Source organism: Cryomorphaceae bacterium 1068 (assembly GCA_027214385.1).
GTDB lineage: Bacteria > Bacteroidota > Bacteroidia > Flavobacteriales_D > Cryomorphaceae > JAKVAV01.
The window spans coordinates 35908-62753 of sequence record JAPVXR010000016.1; the positions used below are offsets into that span (position 1 = coordinate 35908).

Here is a 26846-nt window from a genome sequence, read left to right on the forward strand (position 1 = left end):
GTTGAAACTAATGATTTGTGGGAACTTTTAAGTTTACCACTGTTCCAGTCTGAAGGTCGGAGGAAACTTCCAATTGACCTTTGATTCGCTCTGCTCTTCTTTTCATTCCTGCAAGTCCGTTTCCGCCTGATGAACGTCTGGGAGGATTTGCAAGGTCAAATCCTTTTCCGTCATCACTTATGGTAAGGATCAGTTTACCCGTTTTCACTACAAGTCGAATCTGCATTTCAGTAGCTTCGGAATACTTGGCAGCATTGTTTACCGCCTCTTTAAAAATTAGGTAGATCTCTTTTCTCTTGTCCATTCCAAGCTTTACCCTTTCTACAGCAGACTGAGAGTTAAAGTCAAGCTTTATACCTTTGGCTTCAGTCATTTCAGCAGCGAACGCGCGCATTCTATTTACGACTTGTTCCATGCTGTCATTGTCCGATTTGATGGTCCATACCATATCATTCATCTTCTCCATGATACTTGACACATTGGTAATAATTCTATCCAAGACAGGTTGGCTCTTAGGAGAAAGATCCTTCTCATTCGATTTCATCACCGCGCTGTAGAGAGAGATACTGCTCAGTGTTGAGCCGATCTCGTCGTGAAGGTCTTGGGCTATTTGGTTGCGCATTCGTTCTACTCGAAGGAGTTGGTTAAGACGGTAGCGGTAAAGGCTGTAGAATATACCGACTACAAATACTAAGATTAGGGCTCGGAACCACCAAGTGGCCCACCAAGGTGGGAGGACCTTAATTTTCAAGGTGCGAGCTATTTGGCTCCAGTTGCCCAGACTATTTCTACCCAGTACTTCGAATGTGTAATTTCCGGGGTCGAGATTGGTGTAAGTAGCTTCCCTAATATTCTTGGTCTCAATCCACTCATCATTCAAACCATTTAATCGATACTTATAGGATTGTTTGGACCAATCCCCAAAATCAATTAAACCAAAACCGACGGTTATCATACTCTGATCATAGTTCAGAACAATTTCTTCCGTTAATTCGAATGGTTTTTGCAAAGTGAATTTTTCACCTACGTTTTCTGCTAAATACCCAATAGGTTCGTTGAAAATCCGCAGCTCACCTAAAACGACACCCGAGTGTGTCGTATCTGATATGAAGTCTTTTGGACCGAGAGAAGTGGTGCCTTCAATGCCTCCGAAGAATAGTCTCCCTTGGTCATCTTTAGAATATTGAAAACGGTTGAACTCATTTCCGTTAAGTCCATCAAATTTGGTGAATGTTTTAAACTGATTTTCGCGAGGATTGAATTGAGCCAAGCCGTAGTTTGTACTGAGCCATAAATTGCCATAGTTGTCAGGGAGGATGCCATTAACAAAGTTGTTTACAAGCCCGTTCTTTATCCCGTAAGATTTGATAGAATCAGTTGAGTAGTCAAGAGAATGCAAACCTGAGCTTGTGGCAATCCATAGACGCTTTTCAGGCAGTTCAGGGTCTTTACAAATCGACAAGACATTGGCGCTACGTAAACCACTTTCTGTGTTGTAAATCTTCCACTCTTCGCTCGCAACGTTGTATACCATTAATCCTTGTCGGGTAGCGAACCAGATCCTATTCGGATATTCTGCCAAGTAGTCCTGGATAAAGCGTTCTTGATCAATTTGTTTGACCTCTGGAAAGGGAGTTACGCTTAAGACGCTCGTTTCTGATCCCGTCTTCACCAGTGAATACTTATCCCCATCTTTAGCAACTAAATAAATGCTGTCATTCTGCCAATGAATGGCATTCAATACGTAATTGTAATTCGTGAGGTTTGTTTTGAGGGAGTCGTAATTGTCGTCCTCATCGGGGTATAGTTTATATCTGTAAAGAGATTGGCCGACGTCAACGGTGTCGGAATAGAACCAGATGTAATTTTCATCATCCGTAAACGGGAAGAAAGACCTCGACAACTTACTTCGTTCTTTTGCCTTCGCCAGTCTTTTATTCTCGGGATTTTGCCAAGCCCTATAGACATTACTGGAATAATGGGCTCTCTTTTCAGGCATTTCTATTCTCAAACCCCAGCAAGGGTGTGTAGTTTTTATGGTATGTCTGGCAAAGCGTATATGGTTGACAGATAATTTGCCCAAGCCATGACCACCTGAGGTTAGCCATATATTACCCGTTTTATCTTCAAATCTAAAACTCATGTTTCTGCTATCAGAACTCAATCGATAGATCTGAGATGACTGAAGCGAATCCCATTTTTCCAAATGGCCTTCACCAAAATTCAGCCATAGATTGTTTTTATTATCAATGAATTTGGAAGCTTTATTCCAATTGGTAGCAGCTTGTGGAAATATCAGTTGAAGATTAGGGCTTCTGTTATTCCATTTAAAAATACCAGTACCCGAGACGTCAATATAAACCTCTCCCGGTTCAGCGTTTTCAAAAAATTTAATGGATTGATCGGCAGGGAAGATATCAGATAAATCAACTGTCTGATGAACTGTAGGTTCTAATCCATTATGTGGTTCGAAGACTGTCAATCTTTGGGCCGAATCAACGGAGAAAAACATACCATTTGAAGAAAAGTACCACGAATAGCTATTCTTTCCATTGGATCTTTTTAAGCACTTGAGAAAGTGATTAATTATTTCAGATCCATTCTCGAAGCTATTTTCAAATGGAATTCCAACGAATGGTAGTTCTTGCTCAGTGCTCAGGTTATTAACAACTACCACATACGATTTGTCGAGATGAAATCGAGAAGTTCCTACCAATAAACTATCCGTAGACCATAGTCTGCCAGGCTCTTGAATTCTCTTTCCGTCTTGATCAAAGATTTCAATGAAGCCTTCAATTGATGGATTGAAATAACATAGCCCATCGTTTTGTGTGGATACCCAAAGTCGTTTTTCCTTGTCTATGAATAGATCAACTATATAGTCACCTGGTAATGTAAACGGGGTTTGGTCATCATTCTTGAATTGTTTAAAAGAATTCCCGTCAAACCTGTTTAAACCTCCTTTGGTGCCGACCCATATATAACCCTTCTCATCCTGAATCACAGAAGTAACCAAACTTTGTGATAGCCCGTCTTCAATACCATAAATCTCAAAGGAGAGATTGAGAGTATCAAACAAGCCAGACTCGGTTTGGGCGGTAGTGACCTTAGATAAACAGATTAGGAAGAAAAGGAGACTAAATGCTCTGGACATGTGTGGAAATAACATCAACTCCGTAAAGTAATGACAATGCAATGAATCATAAAATCATTGGAATCAATGATTGATTAAATAGTTACTCAGCCTCACTTTTACCAAAAAATTAAATCCAACAAAATGAAGGCAATAGTAACCAATCGAATTTTTACCATAGTTGCAGTAGTGGTTTTTGCGTTTAGCGCTAAGGCTCAAACAAGTAATATTGGCCCAAACCAATACGCGTTCCAATTCACAGGCGATCCTGATTTCGGGCTATACTTTAATGCCGACGATAGCCGATATGAATTTTTGAATGGCTCAGCAACACCGATTTTCGGCTTTAGCGCTGGCTCTGGCCAAATGACGACTAACCTTCAGTTTAGTCCAAGTTCGGATTTGCTGATTGGCAATAATCGATATGCTTTCCGCGCGGCGAGCAATCCGAATTTTGGTCTTTTGTTTAGTTCTACCAGTACCGAATATCAATTCTTAAATAACTCCGCGGAGCCTATTTTTGCAATTAATGCCAATACAGGTCGGTATGCTTCCGATATACGATTTAATTCAGGCAAGGGCGTGTTAGTGGATCCTAATACCTACGCTTTACGATCTGCAGTAGTTCCTGATGCGGGTTTTTACTTTGGTGGTCCTGATTTTGAGATACGCGGTTTGACGGGCGCCCCGATGATGAGGATTAATACGTCTTCAGGGAACACGGTTATTGCGGGAAGCCTAAAACTGGGAGACGGTGGCTTGGAAGAAGAAGGTGCCATTCGCTATGTAAGCGGTGAATTTGAGGGCTATGACGGCTCGATTTGGAAAAATTTATCCCAAATCGGTAGCGGCTCAAGTCTTTGGAGTCAAAATGGAGCTGATGCTTTCTATACAGCGGGTAATGTTGGAATTGGGACATCTACACCTTTGGAGAAGTTAACACTAGAGAGCGGAGAAGGTGAAAATGCGGCTTTTGGTGTGTATAGAGGTACGAAACGAGTTGCTTTTATAGGGGATGGCTCTGGAGGAGGAGAAACTGGGACAATCTATCTAGGAAACAATGAAGGCATAACTACACACCGTTTTTTGGCTAATGGAGGAGCAAACTATATCAATGCCGGTAATCTCGGGATAGGTACCACTTCTCCTTCTGCACCCTTAGATATTGAAAGTGAAAATGGGAATATGCTGGAAGTCAGAAACCCTACAGGGGGCACCAGTTATCAGGATTTTTACTCCGGGACAAATGGCCAGCTGACTGTTGGTCTAGTCGGAGGTGGAAACGGCGAACAAGTTGGACAAGCCATTTTTTGGAATCGGAAAAATGCGCGCTTGAATTTTGGCACCAACAATCAAGCGCGTATGACTATAAGGAATAATGGTAATGTGGGAATAGGCACTGAGACACCAAATGCCAAGTTTCACGTAATTGGTGATGCGTACATAGATGGTAAGGTCTGGGGACGAGAAGTAGAGGTAACCCTGGCTTCCTTTCCTGATTACGTTTTCAAGGCAGATTACGACTTGATGAGTCTTTCTGAAGTGGATGCCTTTATCCAAGAAAACGGTCACCTACCCAATATGCCTACCGAAGCAGAAGTAGTGGAAAACGGCCTGAACCTGGGAGAGATGAATGTGAAGCTAGTAGAGAAAGTAGAAGAGCTAACCCTTCACTTGATTGAGAAGGAGAAGCAGTACGAAGCATTGCAGTCGCGATTGGAGATGCTCGAAAAAGCTATTCTAAACCAAGACTAATCATGATTGATAAGGAAAACCTTTCCTATCATTTTATTCACTAAAACATTTCAATCATGAAAAATAGAATAGTACATAGTTGGCCAATACTGGTGATGGCACTATTGGTTTCCTTATTCCCTCACTTGGCGGAAGCCCAAGAGGGGTGTAGAACTCAATTTCGAAATCAAGCAGAAACAGCTGCCTATGCAGAACGGCATAAAAACTTCCTGCAGAATAGGGACGAAGCTAAAAGTTCCATTTCAGAAACGAAATTCATCCCGGTTCATTGGCATTTTGCTGATGGGATAGCTTGGTCACCTCCATATAGCGAGGCAAGAGCTGCATTAGCAAGGGCCAATAATGCATTTTCGGAAACGAATATTCGATTTTATGAATGTGGTACCAGCGTTATCGGTGCTAATTGGTACTCATTTGAATCCGAATCCGAAGAGGGTGCAATGATTAATACGCATAACATCGCGGGAGTTCTTAATGTTTATGTCGTTAATGAAATCGAAGACGGGGGTTGTGGATATGCAAACTTTCCAGGTACCGATCCTCCTAATAGCAATAACGGAAATAATTTTGTGGTGATGGATATTGATTGCATGGACGAAGACGGAGACACAACTCTAGAACATGAGTTTGGACATATTTTTGACCTGGCACATACCCATGAAACAGCATGGGGCCAAGAGTTGGTCACTAGAACCGGGCCTACGGCCAACTGCACTTCAACAGGTGATCGATTTTGTGACACACCTGCAGATCCTAATATAAGTGGCGATGTATCATCAAGCTGTGTTTACACAGGAGGTGGTGCAGATGCCAATGGAGATAGCTATGTTCCTTCTACTTCAAACATAATGTCCTACAGCAGGAAAGAGTGCCGAACCGATTTTACTCCTTCACAAATCGCGAAAATGAACTATTCTGTTTCTCCTAATGGTGACCCTGATCGCAACAGCTTAACCTGTGCAAGTTGCTCTACAATTGATTTAGATGCTCTTTTGCCACTTAACTTTCCAATTGTCGGATTCATCGTTTCATCTTATTTATTGGATGGGGAAATATTCAGCAATGTGAATATAACTGAATCTAATTCGACAGGAGATAATTTGGTTTTGGTATCCACAGAGAGGGTAGTCCTTACGCCTGGTTTCTCTTTTAGTTCCGTGAATAACCCATCAATGAATTTTTATGCCGTAGTTGATGAATGCGGTGGTGGAGGAGCAGCTTTGACAGATCAAGGAACTGATACCGATGATAATTCATTTCTAGCAAATCATCATGCGTTTAATACAGAATTCAATAAGGTCTATCCTAATCCAACATCAGGTTTGGCATTTATGGAAGTCAGTGTTTTCAAAGAAACTGTGATTACCATTCGTGTTATAGATGCCCTTGGACGACAAGTGATGGCTGAAGTGAGAGGTTTGTCAAAAGGTGAGAATACAGTTCAGCTCAACACTGAAACCTTGAATCAAGGCCTGTACCTAATCAACATTTCAGATGTGCACGGCTTGAACCAAACCCTCAAACTCCAGAAAATCGACTAAACATTCTTCTCAACAGAAGACGGGCTAACCAACCCCTTAAAGCCGGCAGAAATGCCGGCTTTTTTTACGTTCATTTTTAAAAAACACCAATAGCGAGAAATGCTTGATGCCCTGATACAAAATATGCCATTCCTTGGTTGTCAGCCCAAAAGCGCTATATTTAACACAACCAAATACTCGTTATGACCCCCTTAAATCTAACTACAGACCTTGGCCCGTCGCGCCGTACCCTAACTTTTCTTATCGTTCTTACTCAGAATTCCGCCTGAATTAGGGTCCTGCCTATTTGCAAGGCAAGATGAGAAATAGCTAAGCCAACAACCGCATAACCAAAATCTTTCAAATGAAAATTGATTCATCCAAGCATGAGCTAGTCGGAGATGAGGTCAAAGTCGACCTCACAAACAAGAACACCAGAGCATTTGATGCCGGGCTTCCCGACTCCATCGTGATTCACTACACGGCGGGCAGTTCAGCGTCAGGTTCGGCCTCCTGGCTAAAACGTCCTGAAGTCAAAGCCTCTGCGCATCTGGTGATCGGTAGGGATGGCTCTGTCTTTCAAATAGTACCCTTCAATATTCAGTCTTGGCACGCAGGAGTCAGCGCCTATGGCGGAAGGTCAGGTTACAACAAGTTCTCTATTGGAATCGAACTGGACAATGCGGGTTTCCTCACCAAAACGGGAAACGTTTACCGCGCTTCTTTCGGTCGAGCCTACACTGCCGATGAGGTGCTGAAAGCCAAACACCAAGATGAAAACAAGGAACGCTATTGGCACACTTATACCGAAGCACAATTGGATAAGTGTCGGGATATTTGCGAATTACTCATCGCTCAATACGGAATCAAGGAAATAGTCGGTCACGATGAAATTGCTCCGGGTAGGAAACAAGATCCCGGGCCTGCTTTCCCTATGAACCGCTTTCGCAACAATCTCCTCGAACTGGCCAACGCGCAAGTCATGGAAACCAGGCAAGATACGGAAGTACCTCATTTGGGAATACCCGGCAAGGTAGTGGCTTCATCGCTCAATATTCGCGCTCAAGGGAGTGGTGATGCAATAAAAATCGCCCAGCCACTTAAGAATGGCCAGAAAGTAAAAATTCAGGAAGAGAAGGATGGCTGGTATAAGGTAACAACGGAAATAGAAGGTTGGGTGAGCAAGGCTTTCATTCAAAGAGAAGACAATGACTAGTCTGATTCGCTTCTTTGTTATTCTGATTGTGGTATTCGCAGTGGTGCTCTTCGCCATGCGTCCCGACCTGCTAGAAGATGTATGGCTTTGGATCGTTGGCTTGATCGGACTTATTGTAAAACTATTTGAACGCGCTTGGAATTTTATTGAAGAAAAGATAAAACCCAAAAACGAACTTATCCCCGCAACTGTTGGTGCAGGGACGGTTCGCCCGCAGACTCCGAAGAGGCCGGCTGAATCCGCTCGTAGATCGAGTGACAACAGAACCATCGAGGATTTCCCAAAACCCAAGTTTCAAGGCATTACAATGGAGCTCAAACGCCTCCAAGATGATGGTGCCTCCACGCTTGGAGTGCTCTCTTTTGATGGTGAGTTCTATTGCTACACCTTGGAAGACACTTACCGAGAAGTCAAGCTCAAAGGCGAAACGCGCATCCCTGCAGGGGAATACATGTTAGATTTTAACGAGCAACTGACCAATATGACCAAGCGCTACCGCGAGAGTGAGTTTTTCAGCGAGTGGTTTACCTATCACTTACACTTGAAAAATGTGCCTGGCTTCGAGGGTGTGTATATCCACAATGGAGGGCATCACGCTCACACGGATGGTTGCATTCTAGTTTCAACCGATTATATCGAAAAGACTGAGAATGCCCCGGTGACCCTTACCAATTCACGAAATACTTTTAAGAATTTATACATCAAGCTCAAGCAGCACTTAGATGCAGGTGTCCGCGTCCGCATCGTTATTGAAAACGAACCGACCCGTCAAATGCCAAAACCAACGCTATCATGAACGACATTAAATTACAACAAGAAGTAAGAAGCGAAAAAAAGTCCATGAATCGACTTTTTATTTTCTGTATCGGGGTTGCAGTGGTTATTCTGATTGCCAGCCTCGTCTTTACGGGAATTCATATTATGGCGAAAGATGGTGGAACAATCTTTCACTTCTCGGCGATTTGTATCATGACCCTTTGGATCGCAATCATAATCGGCTATTACGCATGGGCCATCTACTTCTACAATATCAATTTGGGCTTGACCAATGAAGATTGGGCCGAAGCCCGTATACAGAAAAGTATAAACCCGAACTATCAAGAACGAGAAGAGAATCCCAATAAGGAGCATACCTTGGGTTTACCACCCGGAACCGTAAGGGGAACACTTACACTTACGCTTATGGTCGCAGCTCTCGCTCTTACCATTGCCTATATGGGTGAGGAGGACAGTCTTGAAAACAACCGGTTTTTCCTGGATAACTTTGATTTCTTTAAGCAAGCCTTTCTTATGATGATCGCCTTCTACTTTGGTAGCAAGTCATTGGAATACATTTCAAAAACGAGTAGAGAGAAGGAGATTGAAATCACCAAACAAACCAAATTTCAAGCCGAGGCAGCTGCATCTCCTGAGAATATAGATGTGAACGTGGAGAACATCGATACAGATACAGTGGAGTTTGACTCAGAGTTTGACGGGGAGATTCACCAATCTAAATCGGAATTTGATCAGGAGGATTCAGTTGGGTAGATTCAATGAAACGACTGATCCTCATATCGATTTCCATAGTTCTTCTGCTTGGTTGCAAAGAAGACAAGCGCTATTTGGCAGTAAGCAAAATAAAGAGCACTTGCGCCTTGGCCACTACTGAGACCATAATTGATAAGGTGGTGATTGGCTACAAAGACAAACGTACCTTCTTCAGGCTTTTTGCTTTGGGCGAGGCCACATACCTTGCCGAGACGGAAGCCACTATCAAAACAGGGGTGAGGCTCGAGGACATTATGCCTGAAGATGTTACCATAGAAGGAGATCGTATCGAACTCAGGCTACCGGCCATAGAAGTATTGAACTTCGATTATCCGTTTGAATCGGTGAGGGTAAACGAGGTGGCATCGCGAAATGCGCTCTTCAACAGCGTAACTGTAGAAGATGAAGAAACATTTTTACGCATGGCTGAATCAGATATCCGCAAACACCTCGAGTACACGGGTATTGTAAAACAAACCCAAGAGAATGTACGGAGTATGCTTATGGGTATTCTGACCCAACTGGGCTTTGAAGAAATTTATATCTCATTCAAAAGCGATGAACTGATTCAGCAGATTGTAATCCCTCAAGAACTCTTACCCGAAGAAGATGACTAAGATCTGGACATTCATCATATCGCTAATCGGGCAAATTATTTTGGCTGTAGTTCTGGTGGGACTGCTCGTCTTCTTCAATCCGGGAGATATTTTTTCTAAAACCAAGCACACGCTGAAAGATACGCCGATCTTGGTTCGATCCATGAAGCAAATCGGTCAGCTGATTACCGCAGAGTATTACGGCGAAACAGTGGCAGACAATTTCACCGTTATTGAGATGGACGATCTGGAGAAAGAGGAGGAGCTACTCAAAGTGCTGGAATCCAATGATAATTTTGCAGCGGAGATTGATGAAATGCGAAAGATCCAAGATGATCTGCCTCGGAACAAACGGAAGCTCGAAGAGCACTACTTGGCAAATTACTCTACTCTCGGTGATGGGGCGAATGACCTTGTATTGTTGCACTATTATTTAAACAGACACGATAAACCTGATCGTCAAAAGCTGCTCCAATACCTCGTTAAGACAAAAAAAGGACGCGATAAATCTGTTGGTGAACCCAAGTCAATTGAAAAACACCTCGAAAACTACTACGCTGAGTCAGCCACTCCGGGAAAGGTGAAGAAAAAGGAACTTCTAGTTATCGTTGGGCGTGGTTGGGTGAAAGCCGGTTACGACTTCGGTGAGTTCGATCCGAATAACTTCATCTATTCCGAGAGCCAAAAAAGAATCTACATCAGCGGTATGTCTCCTTTTATGGAGGTAACGATGAACCCTTGGTTCATTCCCGAGAAAGGAGTAGAGGGCTTTGAATTTATCATGATGGGAAAAGAGGCGGCGCATAATCGGAAAACCGTTTTAGAGACCAAGAAGAAGTGCAAGACCAACTTGATCAAGCAAGCAGAGGACCGCGAGATTCTTCAAAAAGCAAGAGAGAATGCACAGGAGAATCTCCGAGCTTTTATCTCTTTGATGATGGATGTGGAAATTGTCTCGGTCCAAATTCACGAAAGCTTGATCGATTCGTATCGCAATTTTTTTGCGGAAAATGATTCTTTAAGCCTCGATGAATTCAGAATCATCGAAATGGAATTTTTGAAGAATGGATTTAGAGATACCCTCAAGGGCAATAGCCTGAGAGAATATCGATCTTTTGAAAAATATTTGGACTGGATACATGACAGCACTGAGGTTCGCTATTCCAAGCAAGGTTTTGTTGATGAGATAGCGAGCGATGGACGACTTGACCTTTGGGAACTTGAGGAGCTGCACAACTTAACCGTCACGGCTTTCGATAGTGTGTGGTATGGTGCTTTAAAGCTAGAGCCCGTGCTGGTGAAAGGCAGTCATATCCATATTTTAAGGGCTCAGAATGACAATATGCTTTCTCTATCTGAATTGGAAGAAGAGATGAAAACAGACTTGGCTATGAAGATTCAAGGGGCTCAGTACATGGAGAATGATACCATTCAAACGGTAGTTGATTCCGTTCAGATTAGTCTGATAATCGACCAAAGTCTGCGCTTGACTGACTGAATTCAAATAACTCGCATACATACCGCTAGAATACATGCCAACCATCCACGACACCCCACCCGCCGAAGTGCAACTCGAATTAAACGAGCTCAGAAATGACCTCGACCTGAACTTACCGCGCAAAGAACTGGATCGAAATATCTTGATCGCAACATGGAATATTCGCGAGTTTGGCGGACTCACCGAAGAGTGGAATGGGGATGAACACACTCCTAAGAGAGATCTTCATTCGCTTCTGCTCATAGCTGAAATCATAAAGCGTTTTGATATTGTCGCCATTCAAGAAGTCACCGGAAAGCTAAAGGCCTTGAGGCATATGCTTAAAGTTATCGGGTCGCATTGGAGCTTTATCCTTACTGACGTCAGCAAAGGATCATCGGGAAATGATGAGCGCCTGGCTTACCTCTTCGATACCAGAAAAGTACAGTTGTCAGGACTGGCTTGTGAATTGGTTACACCAAACGAGGATGTAGAGGCAATCAGCGAGGGAGCTTTTAATCGCCAATTTTCTCGTACACCTTATGCCGTGAGTTTTAAATCGGGATCAAAGACCTTCATTCTCGTTACGGCTCATATTCTTTATGGTAAAGCCGCTGAGGACCGCGAGCCCGAACTTACTGCCATTGCCCAATGGCTCAAAGACTGGTCTGAAGACATCAATGCCTTTGATCAAAGCCTCATCCTTCTGGGAGATTTCAATATAGACAGGGCAGGGGATCCTCGTTACGAAGCATTCGTGTCTACGGGCCTCCATCTACCTGATGACTTGGCTGCGGTGAGGAGAATGATCTATGAGAAGAGTGCGAAGTATTACGATCAGCTCTCATGGTTTAAGGATGAGTCAGGAGAGGACAAGATCTCATTGACTTACGCCCGTGGTGGAGCTTATGACTTCACTCGTGTAGCCTTGAAGAGCAGGGACTACACCAATAACAGTCTCTCTTGGAGAATGTCGGATCATCTGCCGCTATGGGGCGAGTTTTTGATTTGAGAGAAAACACCAAGGCTTGATCTCGGAAGAATGTAGGTTGGGTCACATAACGATCAAATTCATAAAAAAAGCACCCGCCATCGGCGGGTGCTTTGTATTGATTGAGTGGTTATCGTAAAAAGAACTTACTCTTTAATCAATTTTATCGTTCCCATACCAAGATCAGTTCTGATCTCAGCAATGTAGAATCCTTTGTCCAAGTTTGACGCATCAATTTGAGTCATACTCGCGTTAGGGCTTTGAGATAGAACAACTTGTCCAAGAGCGTTGTAAACGCGCACTTCATTGATAGAAGACGCATCAGAAGAAATCATCCAAGCTTCTACAGAAGGGTTAGGGAAAGCTCTCAAGCCATTTGATACTAGATCATTAACGCCTGTTGGCTCTTTTGCAAAGTATACATTGTCAAAGAAGAGGGTTCCGATACCATCAAATTTGTACTGGAAAATATCATCCAAGTCGTAAGTGAAAGAACCTGTTGGTTGGTCTAAGAAGTGCTGTAGTGGAATATCAACACTTACCCATTCGCCTTGTACAATCTCTTCGTCTCCGCCTGCTCCGAAAGAGTAACGTGGTTCGTCAGGTGAGCCACCGGGAATCATAGAAGTTAGATCAATCAGGTAGAAATTAAAACCTGTCGAAGATGTTGCGTAATAGTCAAGGTGAACAAAGTCGTACTCATTAATATCTTCAGCAATCCATTGAGCACCGTAAAAGTTTAGGTTTTCAAGCTTGGCCGTTTGATTTCCATCACTTTCAATGTCAACCTCAGTCGCTACAATTCCAAAAACATTTAGATTGAACTCAGCAACCGTATTAACCAGGTAAGTATCACTGTAAACAGAAAGAACGAGGTCTTCATCGATTGTTGGATCCGGAGCTGAAACCATTGGGTCCGGAAGCGGTGGATCACCGGCACCAAAAGTGATGTTGTCAAACCAGACTGCGTGTCCTGTAGCTCTTGGTCCGTAACTTGGTAAAATTACGAGTTGAGAAAAAGGAGCTACACCTGAAGAGATAAGTCCACTCAAGTCAAATTCTAGTTCTACCCATTCATTGAATACATCGTTTTGTACAATGATGTCTCCGTCTGAACCAAATGTAGAGTTCACAAACTTCAACGCAACGGGGGCCGCGAAATCTTCTTGAAAAACCATCATTCTGGCTACACTATTGTTTTCGTCAAAAGTGAAAATGCCCATTTCCATTCCTGCAATGTCCGTTTCAGTTCCTGCTTGTCCCCAAGGAGCATCTGTGCCATATCCGATGTCTAATTTTGCAGCAGTAGCGGAAGTATTTACACCATCTGTGACAGGATTTGCTTCAATCGTCAAAGTTGGGTTATCAAAACCTTCAGGAGCTTCAAAAGTGGCCCAACCAAAGTCGGCACCGTTTCCTCCAGGTTCAAAATCGATAGGGTTGGTCTGTGCAAAAGCTGCACCTCCAATAAGTAGTGAAGAGAGTAGAATTACTTTTTTCATTGTCAAAAATTTATTTGTGTTTAGAGAACAATATAGGGACTCTTCCGCTAGTAAGGGCTACATCTTAATTACATCATTATTTGGCTGAATCCCCATAAATAGCGGAAAGTTATACTACATCAAATTAAAGATTCAATTGTGTATGGCATTTCCTGAATAAAATCCAGCTGGGACAAGCAGAATAACTAGATGATTCATTTTATAGATTCTGATGATAACCCAATTTATCTTGATCGATTCCATCATGGAGCCAAATAAACTACTTTAGCACAAACACAACTATGAAAGCAATCGTCTTTGATAAATATGGTTCTTTTGACAATCTCCGAATCGAAGAAAGAGAGAAGCCCGAACCCAAAGCCGACGAAGTCCGATTAAAAGTTTACGCGGCATCTGTCAATTCAGGTGATCTGCAATTAATCAGCGGCAATTTGAAAAATCGATTCCGTACGGGAATTTTTTCTCCCGGAAAAACTGTGCCTGGTATAGACGTTGCGGGAATGGTGGATGCTATGGGCCCTGAAGCAATTGGTTGTACATGGGGTCAGGAAGTTTACGCTGATCTATCAGCATACGGGTTTGGTGCTTTTGCTGAGTATGTGTGTGTACCCAAGTCGGCCATAGCTTTGAAACCAAGCAACTTGGATTACATAGAAGCTGCAGCTGTTCCGATGGCTGCTACAACTGCTTTTCAAGGACTTTTAGACTGGGGACAGATGCTTTCGTATAGATCAGCAATGATCATCGGTGCTGCCGGTGGTGTGGGACATTTTGCGGTTCAATTCGCTAAGAATTACAACCTTCAGGTTACTGCGGTAACACGAGAAAATAATATGGATTTTGTGAGAAATCTAGGTGCTGACTTTGTCATGACATATGATGATTTGGACCATTCCGATTCTGACGATCACTATGAGCTGATATTTGATACGGTTGCCAACGATTCTGCACATACCTACCGCCGCATGTTGACCCGAGATGGCAAGTACGTGGCCTGTGCGTTCAGCCCATCCGCCATTCTTCAGAGTCCTTTCGGAGGTATATTAAATAACCGTAAAGTAGTCACCTTCGACGCCATACCGGACATGGACGATCTCGCGACCATTCGTAAAATGATTGAAAAAGGAAATGTCACGCCTAGAATTGATCGGATTTACCCACTAGAAGAGACAGCCGATGCCCTCAAATATGTGGCAGCAGGAGATGCACAAGGAAAGGTGGTGATTAAAATTTCGGAATAATGAACATAAAGGATAATCCATTTGAGGGTTCAGAACTCACCACTATTCTCGTTGTCAGTGATATGGAAAAGTCGAAGGCCTTTTACCTCGATAAGCTGGGAGCATCCATATATCGGGAATATGGGGGTGATTCAATGGTTATGAGCTTTCTGAACTCATGGATTTTGATCGTAACAGGATCGGGTGAAACAGATGACAAGCCCGGCACTCAGTTTCGCGTACCTGCTGATCCAAATACATTTAGTCACTCCTTTACTATTCGAGTAAATGATTGTGAGGAGTCTTATAAGATTCTTAAATCCCGCGGCATTTCGTTCATAACTCCGCCGTATAAAAGAGGACCGGAAACGCGTTGCTTCTTCCGCGATCCCGATGGTCATCTTTTTGAGATTAGTGAATATCGATCTGCTTAAGTTCAATTTGCAATACCCTTGTTTGGTATCAAATTTGATTTCTACGCCTAAACCAGAATTCAATTCCGTGAAGAAACTCTTTTTACTTATCCTTCTTTTCATCACTGCAGATCTCTTTGGCCAATCTGTTCATACAGTCGAAGATCCTGATATCACTTTTTCCATTGAAGTACCTGAGAATTGGCGGGTAGAAGACGATGGATACACCGTTGCCCTAGTTCCTCCACAAGGTGGAAGAGAGTACCTTGACTTCACTTATTACGAAACCACCGAAACCGATCTGGAGAAAGCTTTTGAGTTCACCGTTTTGGCTTTCAATGGTCCTAAGACTTTTGATACGGAGATCATCGACCAAGGAAGCGATACGGTAAATGGAGTCCGGGCACGTTGGGCAATCTTAACCTTAACCACCGAAGGCGTTCCTTATCATAGATTGACCTATTTGCTCATCAAAGACGGACAATACTACATTTTCCAAGGCACGGCTTTGCCAGCCAATTTCGATTACTACCGCCCGATTTTTGAGAAAGTGATCAGATCGCTCGTGACAACTTCAAATTAGTGTTCATGCCCTCCTTCTCCTTTATCCATTTCCGCAAGTAGGAAATACGCCTGGTTCAAAACGATTTGAGTAGATTCGTCTATTGCCTTTAGCGGTTTGACTTCAGTCCAACCACTATCCGATACGCCTACCATCACTTCAATTGGAGTAAAGTGATACATCTTCTCTCGACCTTCCATTTCCTCTTCTACGGCGAATATGATATACGCCTCACCGTCTCGCACCACAGCCGATTCAGGTACTGCGAGCGAATTCTCAGCGGCTAGCAAGATTCGTCCTTTAACGTACATTCCCGGCAAGAGCACTTTTGGCTTGTCACCTAAAATCTCGGCGTGGACGCTCACTGCTTTTGAGTCTTGCTCGAAGGTGGTACCCACGGCGAAGATCACTGCAGGAAATTCCGTTTCGGGTGCTGACTCCGTGTGAAAGAGGACTTCCTGACCCTTTTCGATTTTGGCAATGTCCTTTTCGTAAACCAAAAGATCCACGTGGATATGGTGATTGTCGATGACTTCAAACAAGGTCGTCTCAGGAGCTACGTACTGGCCGATATTCACCCCAATGGCATTCACCGATCCGTCAATGGGAGAGGTGATGGAAACCGTTTCGGAGATGTCGCCATTCTTGATCGATTTTGGGTCTAAGTTGAGCTGCTTCAATTGCGACTCCAGCCCCTTTACGCGCCCTTTCATGGTGAGGTATTCCGATTTTACCTTTTGGAATTCCTTTCCGGAGCCCACTTCTTCTTGGTAAAGTTTCTCTTGTCGGGCATACTCCGCTGCCAAGTAGTCCAATTCGTTGCTGTGTTGGGTGTACTCCGTTTGAACACGGATCAAATCGGGATGGCTTATCGTGGCCAATGTCTGCCCCTTCTTTACCACTTCTCCCGGTATTACGGCGACCGATTGGATGTTCGCTCCGATAATCGCCGTAACCGATGCTTTGTTTTGTGGTGGCACCTGCAGGCGACCGTTCGTGCGCACAAAGGCGCTCATATTCCGCGGTTCCAGTTTGCCAAATTTCAAACCAAGCGATTCCACTTGGCTAGCGTTGAGTTCGGCCATTTCTTCGTGCCCTTCTTCCGAATGGTCGTGTCCTGTGTGGTCATGGGAATCGACCTGACTATGGGCAGCTTCCTCGTGAGCGGCGTGGTCGTGATCTTGCTCTTGGCAAGATGCGAATGCCATGGCTACTGTGAAAAGTAGTATGGTATAGTGGCTTTTCGACCTTTCTAAAAGGTGGATAATAGCTAGTGTGTTTTTCTTATTCATCTTATTTCGATGTGTAGTATTCTAGTTGAAACAATGCGTCGGCATAGTTGCCAAAGGCATCCCATGCGCCAATCTCTAAGCGGATGGCGTCCTTCGCGTTTTGCAAAAAGGCCACGTAATCAATGGCACCTTCGGCGTAGGCCAATGCCGCTCCTTGGAGTTGCTCCTGGGCCAGTGGCATAGCTTCGGTACGGTAGAACTCCCAGCTTTCTTTCCATTTAAAGTAGTTTTCTAAAGCCGATAGGTATTGGCTTTCAAGCTCCATCTCAGTTTGCAAAAGGTTTTGCTTGGCAATGGCTCTGCCAATCTTGGCCGATTGAATTTTCCCTTGCTGATTGAAAAAGAACAACGGCAGGGTAATGCCCGCCTGGTATTGCGAAAAACCCGATTGCCCTTGAATCTCTTGCACACCGTAGAGCAAATTGATCTTTGGCAAGAGCTGTGCATTGGCCATATCGATGGTTTGATCGGCTACCAAAAGACGCGACTCTGCCGATTGCATCAGCGGGTGGGTGCCAAGTGAATCTTGGAGTGCAGGGTCATTCACGCCGATTTCCCATTCCGCGGCAGCAGCGTAGATGGTATCACCAATGAACCAGCGGTTGAATCGTGCCAGCGCCACTTGCAGATCGCGATTTGATTGCTGCTTGCTTATGGTCATCTGCTTGGCTTGATTGGCTGCAGCCAAATAGGCCAGCTTCGAGGTGGCTTCTGTTTCGTAACGTACTTTAGCTGCTCTTTCAAATTTGACGAACAAGCTGTCCAAGCTTTCGTAAAGGTCGGATCGCTTTTGCGCAGCATAGAGCTGTGCGTAGGCTAGTTTCACCTGATAGGTCAATTGCTGTTCGGTGAGGTTGAGTTCGGCCTCTGCCAGCTCAATCTCGCGTTGCCGCAGTTTCGATTTGGATGGAATCCCAAACAGGTCGATGTTTTGCTGTTGAAATCCAATGATGGTAACGACACCCTCACCGTCTTGCATCTCTTCACCCGCGGTGAAAACACCCGTCTGTCCTAGATTGAGCGAGGTCTTTTTCAGAGCCTCTCTATTCTCGACTTGGAGCTGCGCTGCTTTGAGTTCCGGATATCCCGAAAGGGATTTCTCTACGGCGTTTTCAAATCCCAATGGAATGGGGTTCTCCACCGTTTGGGCGGAAGCCGAGAAGGTGATTCCCAAACATAAGACAGCCGTGGCCATGCCCGTCATCCCGATGGGCTTCGTTCTTTCTAGCCAGCGGTAGAGGATGGGCAGAACGAATAGCGTGAGTAGGGTAGCCGAGACCATTCCACCGATCACTACCGTGGCGAGCGGTTGCTGCACTTCGGCACCTGCCGATGTCGATAAAGCCATTGGCAGAAAGCCCAAAATATCGGTGAGGGCGGTGAGAAGAATCGGTCTGATTCGTCGGCGGGCTCCTTTGGTAATCAGTTCGTTGAGATCGGTGATTCCCTCTTCTTTCAGCTCTTTCCAGGCGCTGATCAGAACGAGCCCGTTCAAGACAGCTACTCCGAAGAGGACGATAAAACCAACTCCCGCCGAGATGCTAAAGGGCATATCACGGAGCCAGAGCGAAAATACGCCACCGATTGCGGCGAGGGGAATAGCGATGTAAATCATGGCCGTTTCTTTTATGGATCCCAATGCGAAATAGATGAGTACGAAGATCAGAGCCAAGGCCACGGGTACTAGGAGTCGCAGTCGCTTGGTGGCGCGTTCAAAATTTTCGAAAGTACCGCCATAGCGGAGGTAATAGCCGGGAGGCAATTCCAATTCGGCATCGAGCCTTTCGCGAATTTCCTCCACGAAGGTCTGGATGTCGCGGCCCCTCACGTTGACACCTACGTAGGTTCTGCGGTTGGTATTGTCTCGGCTGATTTGCATTGGCCCGGTTTCGTATTCGATAGTGGCCACTTCACTTAGCGGAATTTGGTTTCCGTCGGGCAAATTGACGAACAAGTCCTTCACATCTTCGATGCTGCTGCGCTGGTTTTCGGCTAGCCGAACCACCAGATCAAAGCGTTTCTCTCCTTCGAAGATGACGCCTGCCGTGCTTCCCGAAAAGGCACTTTGGATCATTCGGTTGGCGGTGCTGATTTGAAGTCCGAATTGGGCCAGCTTCTCGCGGTTGTATGAAATGGTTATTTGCGGAAGACCCGTAGTGGCTTCTACCCGCATATCGCCAATGCCCTCCACATTGGCTATGATGGCCGAAATCTCATCGGCTTTCTGAGCCAAGACGTCCAAGTCCTCGCCAAAAACCTTCACGGCTACATCTTCCCGAACGCCCGTCATCAATTCGTTGAAGCGCATCTCGATGGGTTGGGTAAACTCAAAGCTCAAGGAAGGGAGTTGCTCCAGTTTATGCTTGATTTTGTCCACCAGCTCCGCTTTGGACAAGCCCGATTCCCATTCTTCCTTTGGTTTGAGAATAATAAAACAGTCGGCTGCATCCATGGGCATCAGGTCGGTAGGTACGTCCGAAACTCCGATTCGACAGATGACTTCCAACGCTTCGGGAAAATTCTCCAAGATGGTTTTCTCTACCGTGGTGGTGGCTTTCATGACTTCCGTCAAACTGCTGCCGGGCTTCAAAATGGTGTGAAAAGCTATATCGCCTTCATCGAGTTGCGGGATGAATTCCCCACCCATTCTGCTAAAGGCAAATACTGCCAGAGCCAGCATGACAATGGCTGAAATGATCACAATCGAAGACCGCTTGAGCGCAGGCTCCAACAAGCGTACATAGACTTGTTCAATTTTGAGAACGATGCGATCTCCCCAGGTTATTTTATCCGTTTTGCGGACACGCAGAAACCACGCCGACATCATGGGGACGTAGGTGAGGCAGAGGATCATGACCCCGATCATGGCAAACATAAAGGTCAAGGCCATGGGCCGGAACATCTTTCCTTCGATGCCTTCCAATGCCAAGATGGGAATGAATACGATCAAGATGATCAACTGCCCGAAAAAGGCAGAGTTCATCATCTTTCCCGATGATTCGATGGCCGTTTTGTTGCGCTCTTCTTTGTCGAGGCTTTTGCCTTTCAGCAATTTATCGTGGAGGACAAATACGGTTCCTTCGACGATGATGACGGCACCGTCTACGATGATACCAAAGTCGATGGCACCGAGGCTCATCAGATTGGCCCATACATCGAAGATGTACATGAGGATGAATGCGAAGAGCAGCGACAGAGGGATGGTCGAGGCCACGATAAGTCCACCGCGCCAATTTCCCAGAAGGAAAACTAAGACGAAGATGACAATCAAGGCACCCTCGATTAGGTTGGTGGTAACGGTATCGGTGGTGCGGCCTATCAAGTCGCTGCGGTCTAGGAAGGGTTTGATGGTGATTCCCTCGGGGAGCGACTTTTGTATTTTCTCTACGCGCTCCTTTACATCGGCGATGACGTCATTGCTGTTGGCGCCTTTGAGCATCATGATCATTCCGCCTACCGCTTCTCCCTGACCGTTTTTGGTCAAGCCACCGTAGCGCATCATATGCCCGTAGCGTACTTCGGCTACATCGTCGATGGTGATCGGAATGCCATTGTGATTGGTAACAACCGTTTCGCGCAAATCGTCGAGGCTCGTGGCCAGTCCCTCGCCACGGATGAAGTTGGCCATGTGGTCTTTCTCGATGTAGGCACCGCCCGTACTGGAATTGTTGTTTTCCAATGCCGCGAAAATCTCATCAATGGTCACATTCATCGACTTGAGTCGATCGGTGCTCACGGCTACCTCGTATTGCTTTTTGTACCCGCCAAAGGCGTTGACCTCGACTACGCCCGGCACCATTGCCATTTGCCGACGGATGATCCAGTCTTGGATGGTGCGCAGTTCGGTGGCGTCGTAGGTGTCGGCGTAAGCGGGATCGACATCCAGCGTGTACTGGTAGATTTCTCCCAAGCCCGTAGAAATGGGCCCCATAAAGGGCTGGCCGAAGTTTTCGGGAATCTCATCTTTCACCCTGCCTAGCTTCTCAGCTACCAATTGGCGCGGCAGGTAAGTGCCCATGTCCTCTTCAAAAACGATGGTAACGGCCGATAGTCCAAACCGCGAAATGGATCGGATCTCCACCACACCGGGTAGGTTGGCCATCTCAATTTCGATGGGGTAGGTCACGTATTGCTCCATCTCTCGTGTACCGAGATTGGGCGCTTGAGTGAGCACTTGCACCTGATTGTTGGTGATGTCGGGTACGGCATCGATGGGCACTTGGGTGATGCTCCAAATTCCCGCGATCACTATGACCAGCGTAAATAGGCCTACGATAAACTTATTCCTGACGGAAAAAGTGATGATTCTTTGAATCATGTAAGAATAGATAATGGGTGGATAAAACGAAAGGAGAATCAGCTCGGTGGCTGACAATTCATTTTATGCCAATGGCGGTCCACGCAGGAAATGTGTCCCGAGTGTGGGAGCGGAGGGTACCACCGATTCAAAAGCGAGAGGCTTTTGAACGAAGTAAGTCTGTGGGATAACAGCATAGCCGTTTGTCGCTATGGACGGGTTCAGATCTGGAGAAAAGAAATTGTCCAAGTCTTCGCTTTCGTGGTCAACCTGAAAGAAGCAGGCGATCAGATCACCCAATCCATTGTGCTCTTCATTGTGTTGGTGAAGACCTTCATCATGGCCTTCATCCTCATGGGTGTGCGGCACGAAAGAATGCCCCAAAAATATCAGGACTGCCAAGGTTATGAAGATGTGGCGAAGCGCATTCATTGCCTCAAAGGTAGATTTTTTCAGATTGATATGCGTTTTTGTGCGAGGCAATTTTGTGTCGGTTATGGCAAAACAGTCTCCTAAAGTGAGTAACCGCTCCTCGGGGTATACCTTTGGTGAGATCGCTCCTTTGTTGCTAAGTTGCCACCCTGAGGTAATCTCACTAATTTTGGGTATTCTTACTAATTCTTTATCACATTCACCCCATCTATCAGCTTAGTATGTGACAAGAATCACATAAGTCAAATAACGTATACCATCTTGAAAGAGTAAGCGTTATGCCAGTACACTCTACTAATCATGAATAAAACACTAGTACTTTTTGTAGCCTGCTTTCTCGGCCTCACTTCACTTTTCGCACAAGACTGGCATACTGATTTTGCCAAAGCCAAGGAAATGGCTTCATCAGAACATAAGTCAATCGTACTCGTCTTTCAAGGGTCTGACTGGTGCGCGCCGTGCATGAAGCTCGACCGTGAGATCTGGAGCACGGATGTCTTTAAGGAATACGCTGCCGATCATTACGTGATGCTGCAAGCTGATTTTCCGAGAAGGAAAGCGAATGCCCTCTCGGAAGAACAAACAAAAGCCAATGCCGCTCTGGCGGAGGAATACAACACCCAAGGAATCTTTCCTTTCGTTGTATTGATGGATAGCAACGGAAAAGTCTTGGGCGAAACGGGCTACAAAAAAACAACACCCGATTTGTACATTAAGGAGTTGAATGCTTTTATCCAGTAAGGTGAAAAGTCTCGTCACCCTTTCGGCCGTGCTGATTGGAATTGCCTGCGTGGCCCAACAGCCTTTCAAGCGCACCCTCAAATTGATGGGGAGCAAGTTTGAAATTACCGTGGTAGCGCAAGATTCGGTGGAGGCCGATGGATACATCTCCACGGCCATTGACGAGATCGGCCGTATCGAGAAACTCATTTCTTCTTGGGATGAAAATTCCCAAACGTCTGCCATCAACCGAAATGCGGGCATTCAACCCGTGACAGTTGATCGGGAGCTATTCGATTTAATCGAACGAGCCCTCGCCATTTCCAATCTCACCGACGGGGCCTTTGACATCAGCTATGCCTCGATGGACCGCATCTGGAAGTTTGACGGCAGCATGACCGAAATACCTTCCGAAGAGGAGATCAAAGCATCGGTAGCGAAAGTGGGTTACGGCGATATTTTGCTGGACAAAGAAAAGGGAACCGTCTTCTTGAAGAATGAGGGGATGAGAATCGGTTTTGGTGCCATTGGCAAAGGATACGCAGCCGATAAAGCAAAGGAATTACTGATGTCGCAGGGCGTGGTCTCGGGAATCATCAATGCCTCGGGCGATATGAACACCTGGGGAAAGCAACCCGACGGAAGAGAGTGGAAAGTGGCCATCACCAACCCGATGGACAAGAACAAGGTATTTGCCCTGCTGCCCATTAAAGATGGCGCCGTGGTGACTTCGGGAAATTACGAGAAGTACGTCGAGTTTGATGGTACACGCTATACGCACATCATTGACCCACGCACCGGTTATCCCGCGACTGGCTTTATCAGCGTTACCGTATTTGCCCCCAAGGCCGAGCTGGCCGATGCTTTAGCCACTTCCGTCTTTGTTATGGGCAAGGAGGTAGGGCTAGATCGCATCAATCAATTACCGAATATTGAGTGCATCATCATCGATGAAAAAGGAAACATCACCCATTCAGAAAACATAGAAATCGACAAGTTATGATCAAGAAATTACTGGTTCCCGCGGTTTTCATTTGCCTCTTCACGGGTTGTGTGGTGGTGAAGGAATACGAAAAGGTCAACATCAACGATCCTGATATGGCCTTGAGCGACAAGCCTTGCGACCGCAATCTCACCACGGCACACTCGTATCGAGAAGCAGCAGCCGGAGCAAATGGTGGCAAAACAGGAGGCGGCTGCGGCTGCAACTAATCCAAACGAAAGCCACTCATCTATGCAGCCTATGAAAGAACTTCGCTACCTCCTTTTGCCCTGTCTCTTACTTTTTGCCTTTTCGGCGAAAGCCATCAATCTTGCGGATCCACCTGACTCGACTCAGGTGTACAAGAAGCGCGTGCTCGAAACCACCGAGGTGGACTTCCTCACGAGCTACTACACCCAAAGCGGCGACAATGCTGCCGTAAGCGGTGGAATCGGAACCGAAGAACTCACCGATGTGACGGGAACGCTGGTGGTTTCCATTCCCCTGAACGACGACGACGTCTTGACCATCGATGCGGGCATATCGGCGTATACCTCTGCTTCTTCGAGCAATGTCAACCCATTCGGGAGTGGTGAGGCCGATCCTTTTGTCGCCTCGTCGGGTGCATCGGCGGGGGATGTGTGGACCAACCTTACGGCAAGCTACAGCCACAGCTCTGATGATCGAAACCAAATCTGGTCGGCCAAGGCATCCATATCCTCAGAATTTGATTATACCTCGGCTGGTTTTGGCGGAAGCTACACGCGCCTCTTTAACGAGAAAAACACGGAAGTGAGCGTACATGGAAATGTATATCTTGATAAGTGGAACGCCATTTATCCCTATGAGCTGAGACCTTTCGGTGAAGGCGGTAGTGGATTGAATGATGCCTTTTTTAGCAGAAACACCATCACGGGTAATCAGAATTACGCTCCCGACTTTACGGAGTTTGCCGACGAAAAGCGCAATTCCTATTCGCTGGGGTTTGGCTTTTCGCAGATACTCCACAAAAACGTACACGGTTCGCTGGCTCTCGATGTTGTGCAACAGCAAGGATTGCTATCAACGCCTTTTCAGCGGGTTTACTTCGCCGATGTAGCCGATTCGTTTATCGACAATTTCCAGTTGGCGGGAGATGTGGAACGACTACCCGACAGCCGCTTCAAAGTGGCCGTTGGCGGGCGCTTAAATTGGTTTGTCGGTGAGCGGCTTACCGTGCGCACCTTCTACAGATATTACTACGACGATTGGGGAATCACCTCCCACACGGCCAGCATTGAGGTGCCGATCAAGATTTCGAACAAGTTTACCCTCTATCCCTCTTATCGATTTTACAATCAGACCGCGGCAGATTACTTCAATCCATTCAAGGAGGCGCTTTCTACCGACGAGTTTTATACCTCTGATTACGACCTTTCGGAATACAATGCCAACCAGTATGGATTCGGCATATCCTATACCGATATCTTTACCGATTTTCATCTGGGCAAGCTGGGACTGAAGAGCATCGACCTGAAGTTTTACCAATACGATCGGAATACCACCTTTAGCTCTAGCATCATTACAGCAGGGGTGAAGTTTGTGGTGGATTAATGAGTGATCCTTTCTTGAACCTAGCCACAAGACTGCGCCTGATCCTCTCAAAACTTTCTTCTATACTTGCATCCGCTAAAAGGAACGCCTTAGTGAAGATGGAAAATAAAGTAACGTTAGCTCTCGATTGGACACCAAACATTAACCACATCGGCTTTTTCGTAGCCCGTGAGAAAGGTTTCTATAAAAAGAGAGAACTGGAGGTGGAGATCATCGACCCTGCTGCCGATAACTATTCGGTAACTCCCGCCAAGAAGGTAGAGAAAGGCGAGGCCGACTTTGCGCTATGCCCCACCGAAAGTGTGATCAGCTACCGCACCAAGTCTACGCCCTTTGATTTGATAGGAGTGGCGACTGTTTTTCAAAAAGACCTGAGCGCCATAGCCGTAAGAGCAGGAGAGGGTATTGACTCTCCGAAAGACTTGGACGGCAAGAGCTATGCGAGTTACGAAGCTCGCTATGAAGACGGTATCGTAAAGCAAATGATGCGCAATGATGGGGGAGAAGGCAGCATCAAAATTGGCTACCCCAACAAACTCGGTATTTGGGAAACGATCATAAACAAAACCTTTGATTCGACTTGGATTTTCCTGAATTGGGAAGGAGTGGAGGCTGAAGCTCTCAGAGCCAAGCTCAATTACTTCAAAATGGCCGGTTACGGAATTCCTTATTCATATTCTCCGCTGCTGGTGGCCAGTGAGGCGAAGATTGGCGCCAATAGAGAGGCTTACAAAGCATTTGTGGAGGCGAGCAAAAAGGGCTTCCGTTTTTGTCAAACAAATCCCGCAGAAGCGGTTGACTTGTTTCAATCATTCGTGCCTGAAAAAGACGAGAAGATCGACTTGATGAAAGCATTGGAAATTTCCAATCTCGCTTTTGGCAAAGATTGGGGCACTATGAATGAAAAAGTTATTTCCGACTTCTTGGATTGGGTGTATCAAAACAAACTGGAATCCATTCAATTGGAAGTATCTCACATAGTGACAAACGAGTTGCTTTAGGAAAGTTGTCGTCTAAAAACGGTATCCGAAATTGAGCCCCACTCTAGGGTAGACTTCAATAAACGATTCATCGAGAAATTCGCGGCCAATACCACCGTAGATTTCGCCGAATATACCTGTCTTGGAGACGAATTTTCCACCTACGGCTATTCCCAAACCAAAAGAAACGTAAGATTCATCCGAGTAAGTTGCGTTTCCGTTGTCATCAATGAAAATGGTATTGTCATTCTCAGAGAATATCACCCCCGTATTAGCTTCGAGAAAGAATCCCGATGCGATCAGTCTTTCTGATGGGTAAAAACGAAAATGGGGTAAGATCGCACCTCGGTAGTTTACGCCTTCTTCGGTCAGAAAATTTGCCGAAAGGCCTATGCCCATATCGTTATTGAGAACTCTTTCGTAACTGAATTCGAAGAGTTCAAAAATGGCAGATCCGATATTAAACTTCACTTCATTCAGGCCGTTTCGGCCGTCTTTTGGCTCCGTTTGACCAAAACAGAGGCTTGCGAAGAGAATAAGGAAAAGAGATAGTAACTGTTTCATGTCGATCGTTTTAAGTGTCCAAATGTTGTCTCAAATGGGGTTGATGTAGGTTTAGCATGATTCAAACATAG

The 26846-nt window shown here is 45.5% G+C and carries 22 protein-coding genes; 16 read left to right on the forward strand and 6 right to left on the reverse strand.

All coding sequences use genetic code 11. The features are described 5' to 3' along the window. Window positions 1-7: 7 nt before the first annotated feature. A complete protein-coding gene (locus O3Q51_15975; GenBank protein ID MCZ4410314.1) occupies window positions 8-3079 on the reverse strand; it encodes a triple tyrosine motif-containing protein in 3072 nt (1023 codons plus the stop codon). A 198-nt stretch (window positions 3080-3277) separates the two neighbouring features. Here O3Q51_15975 and O3Q51_15980 point away from each other — a divergent pair, with 198 nt between their 5' ends. The 8 genes from O3Q51_15980 to O3Q51_16015 all read left to right on the forward strand — a co-directional run bounded on the left by O3Q51_15980 (window position 3278) and on the right by O3Q51_16015 (window position 12239). Beyond that, a complete protein-coding gene (locus tag O3Q51_15980) occupies window positions 3278-4888 on the forward strand; it encodes a hypothetical protein (protein ID MCZ4410315.1) in 1611 nt (536 codons plus the stop codon). 56 nt (window positions 4889-4944) lie between these two features. Next, window positions 4945-6429: a zinc-dependent metalloprotease gene (locus tag O3Q51_15985; protein MCZ4410316.1), complete on the forward strand. Its 1485-nt coding sequence runs from the start codon at window positions 4945-4947 to the stop codon at window positions 6427-6429. 343 nt (window positions 6430-6772) lie between these two features. Further along, on the forward strand, window positions 6773-7624 hold the full coding sequence (locus O3Q51_15990) for an N-acetylmuramoyl-L-alanine amidase (protein MCZ4410317.1): 852 nt from the start codon (window positions 6773-6775) through the stop codon (window positions 7622-7624). Beyond that, on the forward strand, window positions 7617-8420 hold the full coding sequence (locus O3Q51_15995; protein MCZ4410318.1) for a DUF5675 family protein: 804 nt from the start codon (window positions 7617-7619) through the stop codon (window positions 8418-8420). Before O3Q51_15990 ends, O3Q51_15995 begins: the two co-directional genes overlap by 8 nt. Continuing rightward, window positions 8417-9154 (forward strand): hypothetical protein, encoded by a 738-nt coding sequence (locus tag O3Q51_16000; GenBank protein ID MCZ4410319.1) that lies wholly within the window; start codon window positions 8417-8419, stop codon window positions 9152-9154. Before O3Q51_15995 ends, O3Q51_16000 begins: the two co-directional genes overlap by 4 nt. A gap of 5 nt (window positions 9155-9159) precedes the next feature. Further along, a complete protein-coding gene (locus O3Q51_16005) occupies window positions 9160-9771 on the forward strand; it encodes a DUF4230 domain-containing protein (protein ID MCZ4410320.1) in 612 nt (203 codons plus the stop codon). Further along, a complete protein-coding gene (locus O3Q51_16010) occupies window positions 9764-11248 on the forward strand; it encodes a hypothetical protein (GenBank protein ID MCZ4410321.1) in 1485 nt (494 codons plus the stop codon). Before O3Q51_16005 ends, O3Q51_16010 begins: the two co-directional genes overlap by 8 nt. Window positions 11249-11282: 34 nt before the next feature. After that, window positions 11283-12239: an endonuclease/exonuclease/phosphatase family protein gene (locus tag O3Q51_16015; protein ID MCZ4410322.1), complete on the forward strand. Its 957-nt coding sequence runs from the start codon at window positions 11283-11285 to the stop codon at window positions 12237-12239. Window positions 12240-12364: 125 nt separating this feature from the next. Here the strand turns inward: O3Q51_16015 and O3Q51_16020 are convergent, their stop codons facing one another. Then, window positions 12365-13720: a T9SS type A sorting domain-containing protein gene (locus O3Q51_16020; protein MCZ4410323.1), complete on the reverse strand. Its 1356-nt coding sequence runs from the start codon at window positions 13718-13720 to the stop codon at window positions 12365-12367. A 281-nt stretch (window positions 13721-14001) separates the two neighbouring features. Between O3Q51_16020 and O3Q51_16025 the strand changes: the two genes are divergently transcribed. The 3 genes from O3Q51_16025 to O3Q51_16035 all read left to right on the forward strand — a co-directional run bounded on the left by O3Q51_16025 (window position 14002) and on the right by O3Q51_16035 (window position 15936). Beyond that, the gene (locus O3Q51_16025) at window positions 14002-14961 is read left to right on the forward strand and encodes an NAD(P)-dependent alcohol dehydrogenase (protein MCZ4410324.1); all 960 of its coding nucleotides are present in this window, start codon (window positions 14002-14004) and stop codon (window positions 14959-14961) included. Next, window positions 14961-15374, forward strand: coding sequence for a VOC family protein (locus O3Q51_16030; GenBank protein ID MCZ4410325.1), 414 nt, complete (start codon window positions 14961-14963; stop codon window positions 15372-15374). The genes O3Q51_16025 and O3Q51_16030 overlap by 1 nt, the downstream gene beginning before the upstream one ends. A gap of 67 nt (window positions 15375-15441) precedes the next feature. Continuing rightward, a complete protein-coding gene (locus O3Q51_16035; GenBank protein MCZ4410326.1) occupies window positions 15442-15936 on the forward strand; it encodes a hypothetical protein in 495 nt (164 codons plus the stop codon). Here O3Q51_16035 and O3Q51_16040 read toward each other — a convergent pair. From O3Q51_16040 to O3Q51_16050, 3 genes are all read right to left on the reverse strand, one after another. Further along, window positions 15933-17207 carry an efflux RND transporter periplasmic adaptor subunit gene (locus O3Q51_16040; GenBank protein ID MCZ4410327.1) on the reverse strand — a complete coding sequence of 425 codons (1275 nt, stop codon included), beginning with the start codon at window positions 17205-17207 and terminating at the stop codon, window positions 15933-15935. The genes O3Q51_16035 and O3Q51_16040 overlap by 4 nt on opposite strands. A 1-nt stretch (window position 17208) precedes the next feature. After that, complete coding sequence (locus O3Q51_16045) at window positions 17209-21525, reverse strand: CusA/CzcA family heavy metal efflux RND transporter (GenBank protein MCZ4410328.1); 4317 nt, start codon at window positions 21523-21525, stop codon at window positions 17209-17211. A gap of 63 nt (window positions 21526-21588) precedes the next feature. After that, on the reverse strand, window positions 21589-21987 hold the full coding sequence (locus tag O3Q51_16050) for a hypothetical protein (GenBank protein MCZ4410329.1): 399 nt from the start codon (window positions 21985-21987) through the stop codon (window positions 21589-21591). 249 nt (window positions 21988-22236) lie between these two features. Here O3Q51_16050 and O3Q51_16055 point away from each other — a divergent pair, with 249 nt between their 5' ends. The 5 genes from O3Q51_16055 to O3Q51_16075 all read left to right on the forward strand — a co-directional run bounded on the left by O3Q51_16055 (window position 22237) and on the right by O3Q51_16075 (window position 26232). Beyond that, complete coding sequence (locus tag O3Q51_16055; protein ID MCZ4410330.1) at window positions 22237-22677, forward strand: thioredoxin family protein; 441 nt, start codon at window positions 22237-22239, stop codon at window positions 22675-22677. Window position 22678: 1 nt separating this feature from the next. Continuing rightward, on the forward strand, window positions 22679-23659 hold the full coding sequence (locus tag O3Q51_16060; protein ID MCZ4410331.1) for an FAD:protein FMN transferase: 981 nt from the start codon (window positions 22679-22681) through the stop codon (window positions 23657-23659). Next, window positions 23656-23868 (forward strand): DUF4266 domain-containing protein, encoded by a 213-nt coding sequence (locus O3Q51_16065; protein MCZ4410332.1) that lies wholly within the window; start codon window positions 23656-23658, stop codon window positions 23866-23868. The genes O3Q51_16060 and O3Q51_16065 overlap by 4 nt, the downstream gene beginning before the upstream one ends. Window positions 23869-23890: 22 nt before the next feature. Beyond that, on the forward strand, window positions 23891-25231 hold the full coding sequence (locus O3Q51_16070) for a DUF3570 domain-containing protein (protein ID MCZ4410333.1): 1341 nt from the start codon (window positions 23891-23893) through the stop codon (window positions 25229-25231). Between the two features lie 98 nt (window positions 25232-25329). Next, complete coding sequence (locus O3Q51_16075) at window positions 25330-26232, forward strand: ABC transporter substrate-binding protein (protein MCZ4410334.1); 903 nt, start codon at window positions 25330-25332, stop codon at window positions 26230-26232. A gap of 12 nt (window positions 26233-26244) precedes the next feature. On the opposite strand, the gene O3Q51_16080 is transcribed toward O3Q51_16075, so the two are convergent. Then, window positions 26245-26775, reverse strand: coding sequence for a hypothetical protein (locus O3Q51_16080; protein MCZ4410335.1), 531 nt, complete (start codon window positions 26773-26775; stop codon window positions 26245-26247). Window positions 26776-26846: the final 71 nt, after the last annotated feature.

What these genes read in the sequence shown, in the direction of transcription:
- O3Q51_15990 (MCZ4410317.1), top strand. Translation starts at nt 6,773, where the DNA reads ATGAAAATTGATTCATCCAAGCATGAGCTAGTCGGAGATGAGGTCAAA.
- O3Q51_16080 (MCZ4410335.1), bottom strand. Translation starts at nt 26,775, where the DNA reads ATGAAACAGTTACTATCTCTTTTCCTTATTCTCTTCGCAAGCCTCTGT.
- O3Q51_16045 (MCZ4410328.1), bottom strand. Translation starts at nt 21,525, where the DNA reads ATGATTCAAAGAATCATCACTTTTTCCGTCAGGAATAAGTTTATCGTA.
- O3Q51_16040 (MCZ4410327.1), bottom strand. Translation starts at nt 17,207, where the DNA reads ATGAATAAGAAAAACACACTAGCTATTATCCACCTTTTAGAAAGGTCG.
- O3Q51_16020 (MCZ4410323.1), bottom strand. Translation starts at nt 13,720, where the DNA reads ATGAAAAAAGTAATTCTACTCTCTTCACTACTTATTGGAGGTGCAGCT.
- O3Q51_15995 (MCZ4410318.1), top strand. Translation starts at nt 7,617, where the DNA reads ATGACTAGTCTGATTCGCTTCTTTGTTATTCTGATTGTGGTATTCGCA.
- O3Q51_16030 (MCZ4410325.1), top strand. Translation starts at nt 14,961, where the DNA reads ATGAACATAAAGGATAATCCATTTGAGGGTTCAGAACTCACCACTATT.
- O3Q51_16055 (MCZ4410330.1), top strand. Translation starts at nt 22,237, where the DNA reads ATGAATAAAACACTAGTACTTTTTGTAGCCTGCTTTCTCGGCCTCACT.
- O3Q51_16070 (MCZ4410333.1), top strand. Translation starts at nt 23,891, where the DNA reads ATGCAGCCTATGAAAGAACTTCGCTACCTCCTTTTGCCCTGTCTCTTA.
- O3Q51_16005 (MCZ4410320.1), top strand. Translation starts at nt 9,160, where the DNA reads ATGAAACGACTGATCCTCATATCGATTTCCATAGTTCTTCTGCTTGGT.
- O3Q51_16000 (MCZ4410319.1), top strand. Translation starts at nt 8,417, where the DNA reads ATGAACGACATTAAATTACAACAAGAAGTAAGAAGCGAAAAAAAGTCC.
- O3Q51_16025 (MCZ4410324.1), top strand. Translation starts at nt 14,002, where the DNA reads ATGAAAGCAATCGTCTTTGATAAATATGGTTCTTTTGACAATCTCCGA.
- O3Q51_16075 (MCZ4410334.1), top strand. Translation starts at nt 25,330, where the DNA reads ATGGAAAATAAAGTAACGTTAGCTCTCGATTGGACACCAAACATTAAC.
- O3Q51_15985 (MCZ4410316.1), top strand. Translation starts at nt 4,945, where the DNA reads ATGAAAAATAGAATAGTACATAGTTGGCCAATACTGGTGATGGCACTA.
- O3Q51_16010 (MCZ4410321.1), top strand. Translation starts at nt 9,764, where the DNA reads ATGACTAAGATCTGGACATTCATCATATCGCTAATCGGGCAAATTATT.
- O3Q51_15980 (MCZ4410315.1), top strand. Translation starts at nt 3,278, where the DNA reads ATGAAGGCAATAGTAACCAATCGAATTTTTACCATAGTTGCAGTAGTG.
- O3Q51_16015 (MCZ4410322.1), top strand. Translation starts at nt 11,283, where the DNA reads ATGCCAACCATCCACGACACCCCACCCGCCGAAGTGCAACTCGAATTA.
- O3Q51_16065 (MCZ4410332.1), top strand. Translation starts at nt 23,656, where the DNA reads ATGATCAAGAAATTACTGGTTCCCGCGGTTTTCATTTGCCTCTTCACG.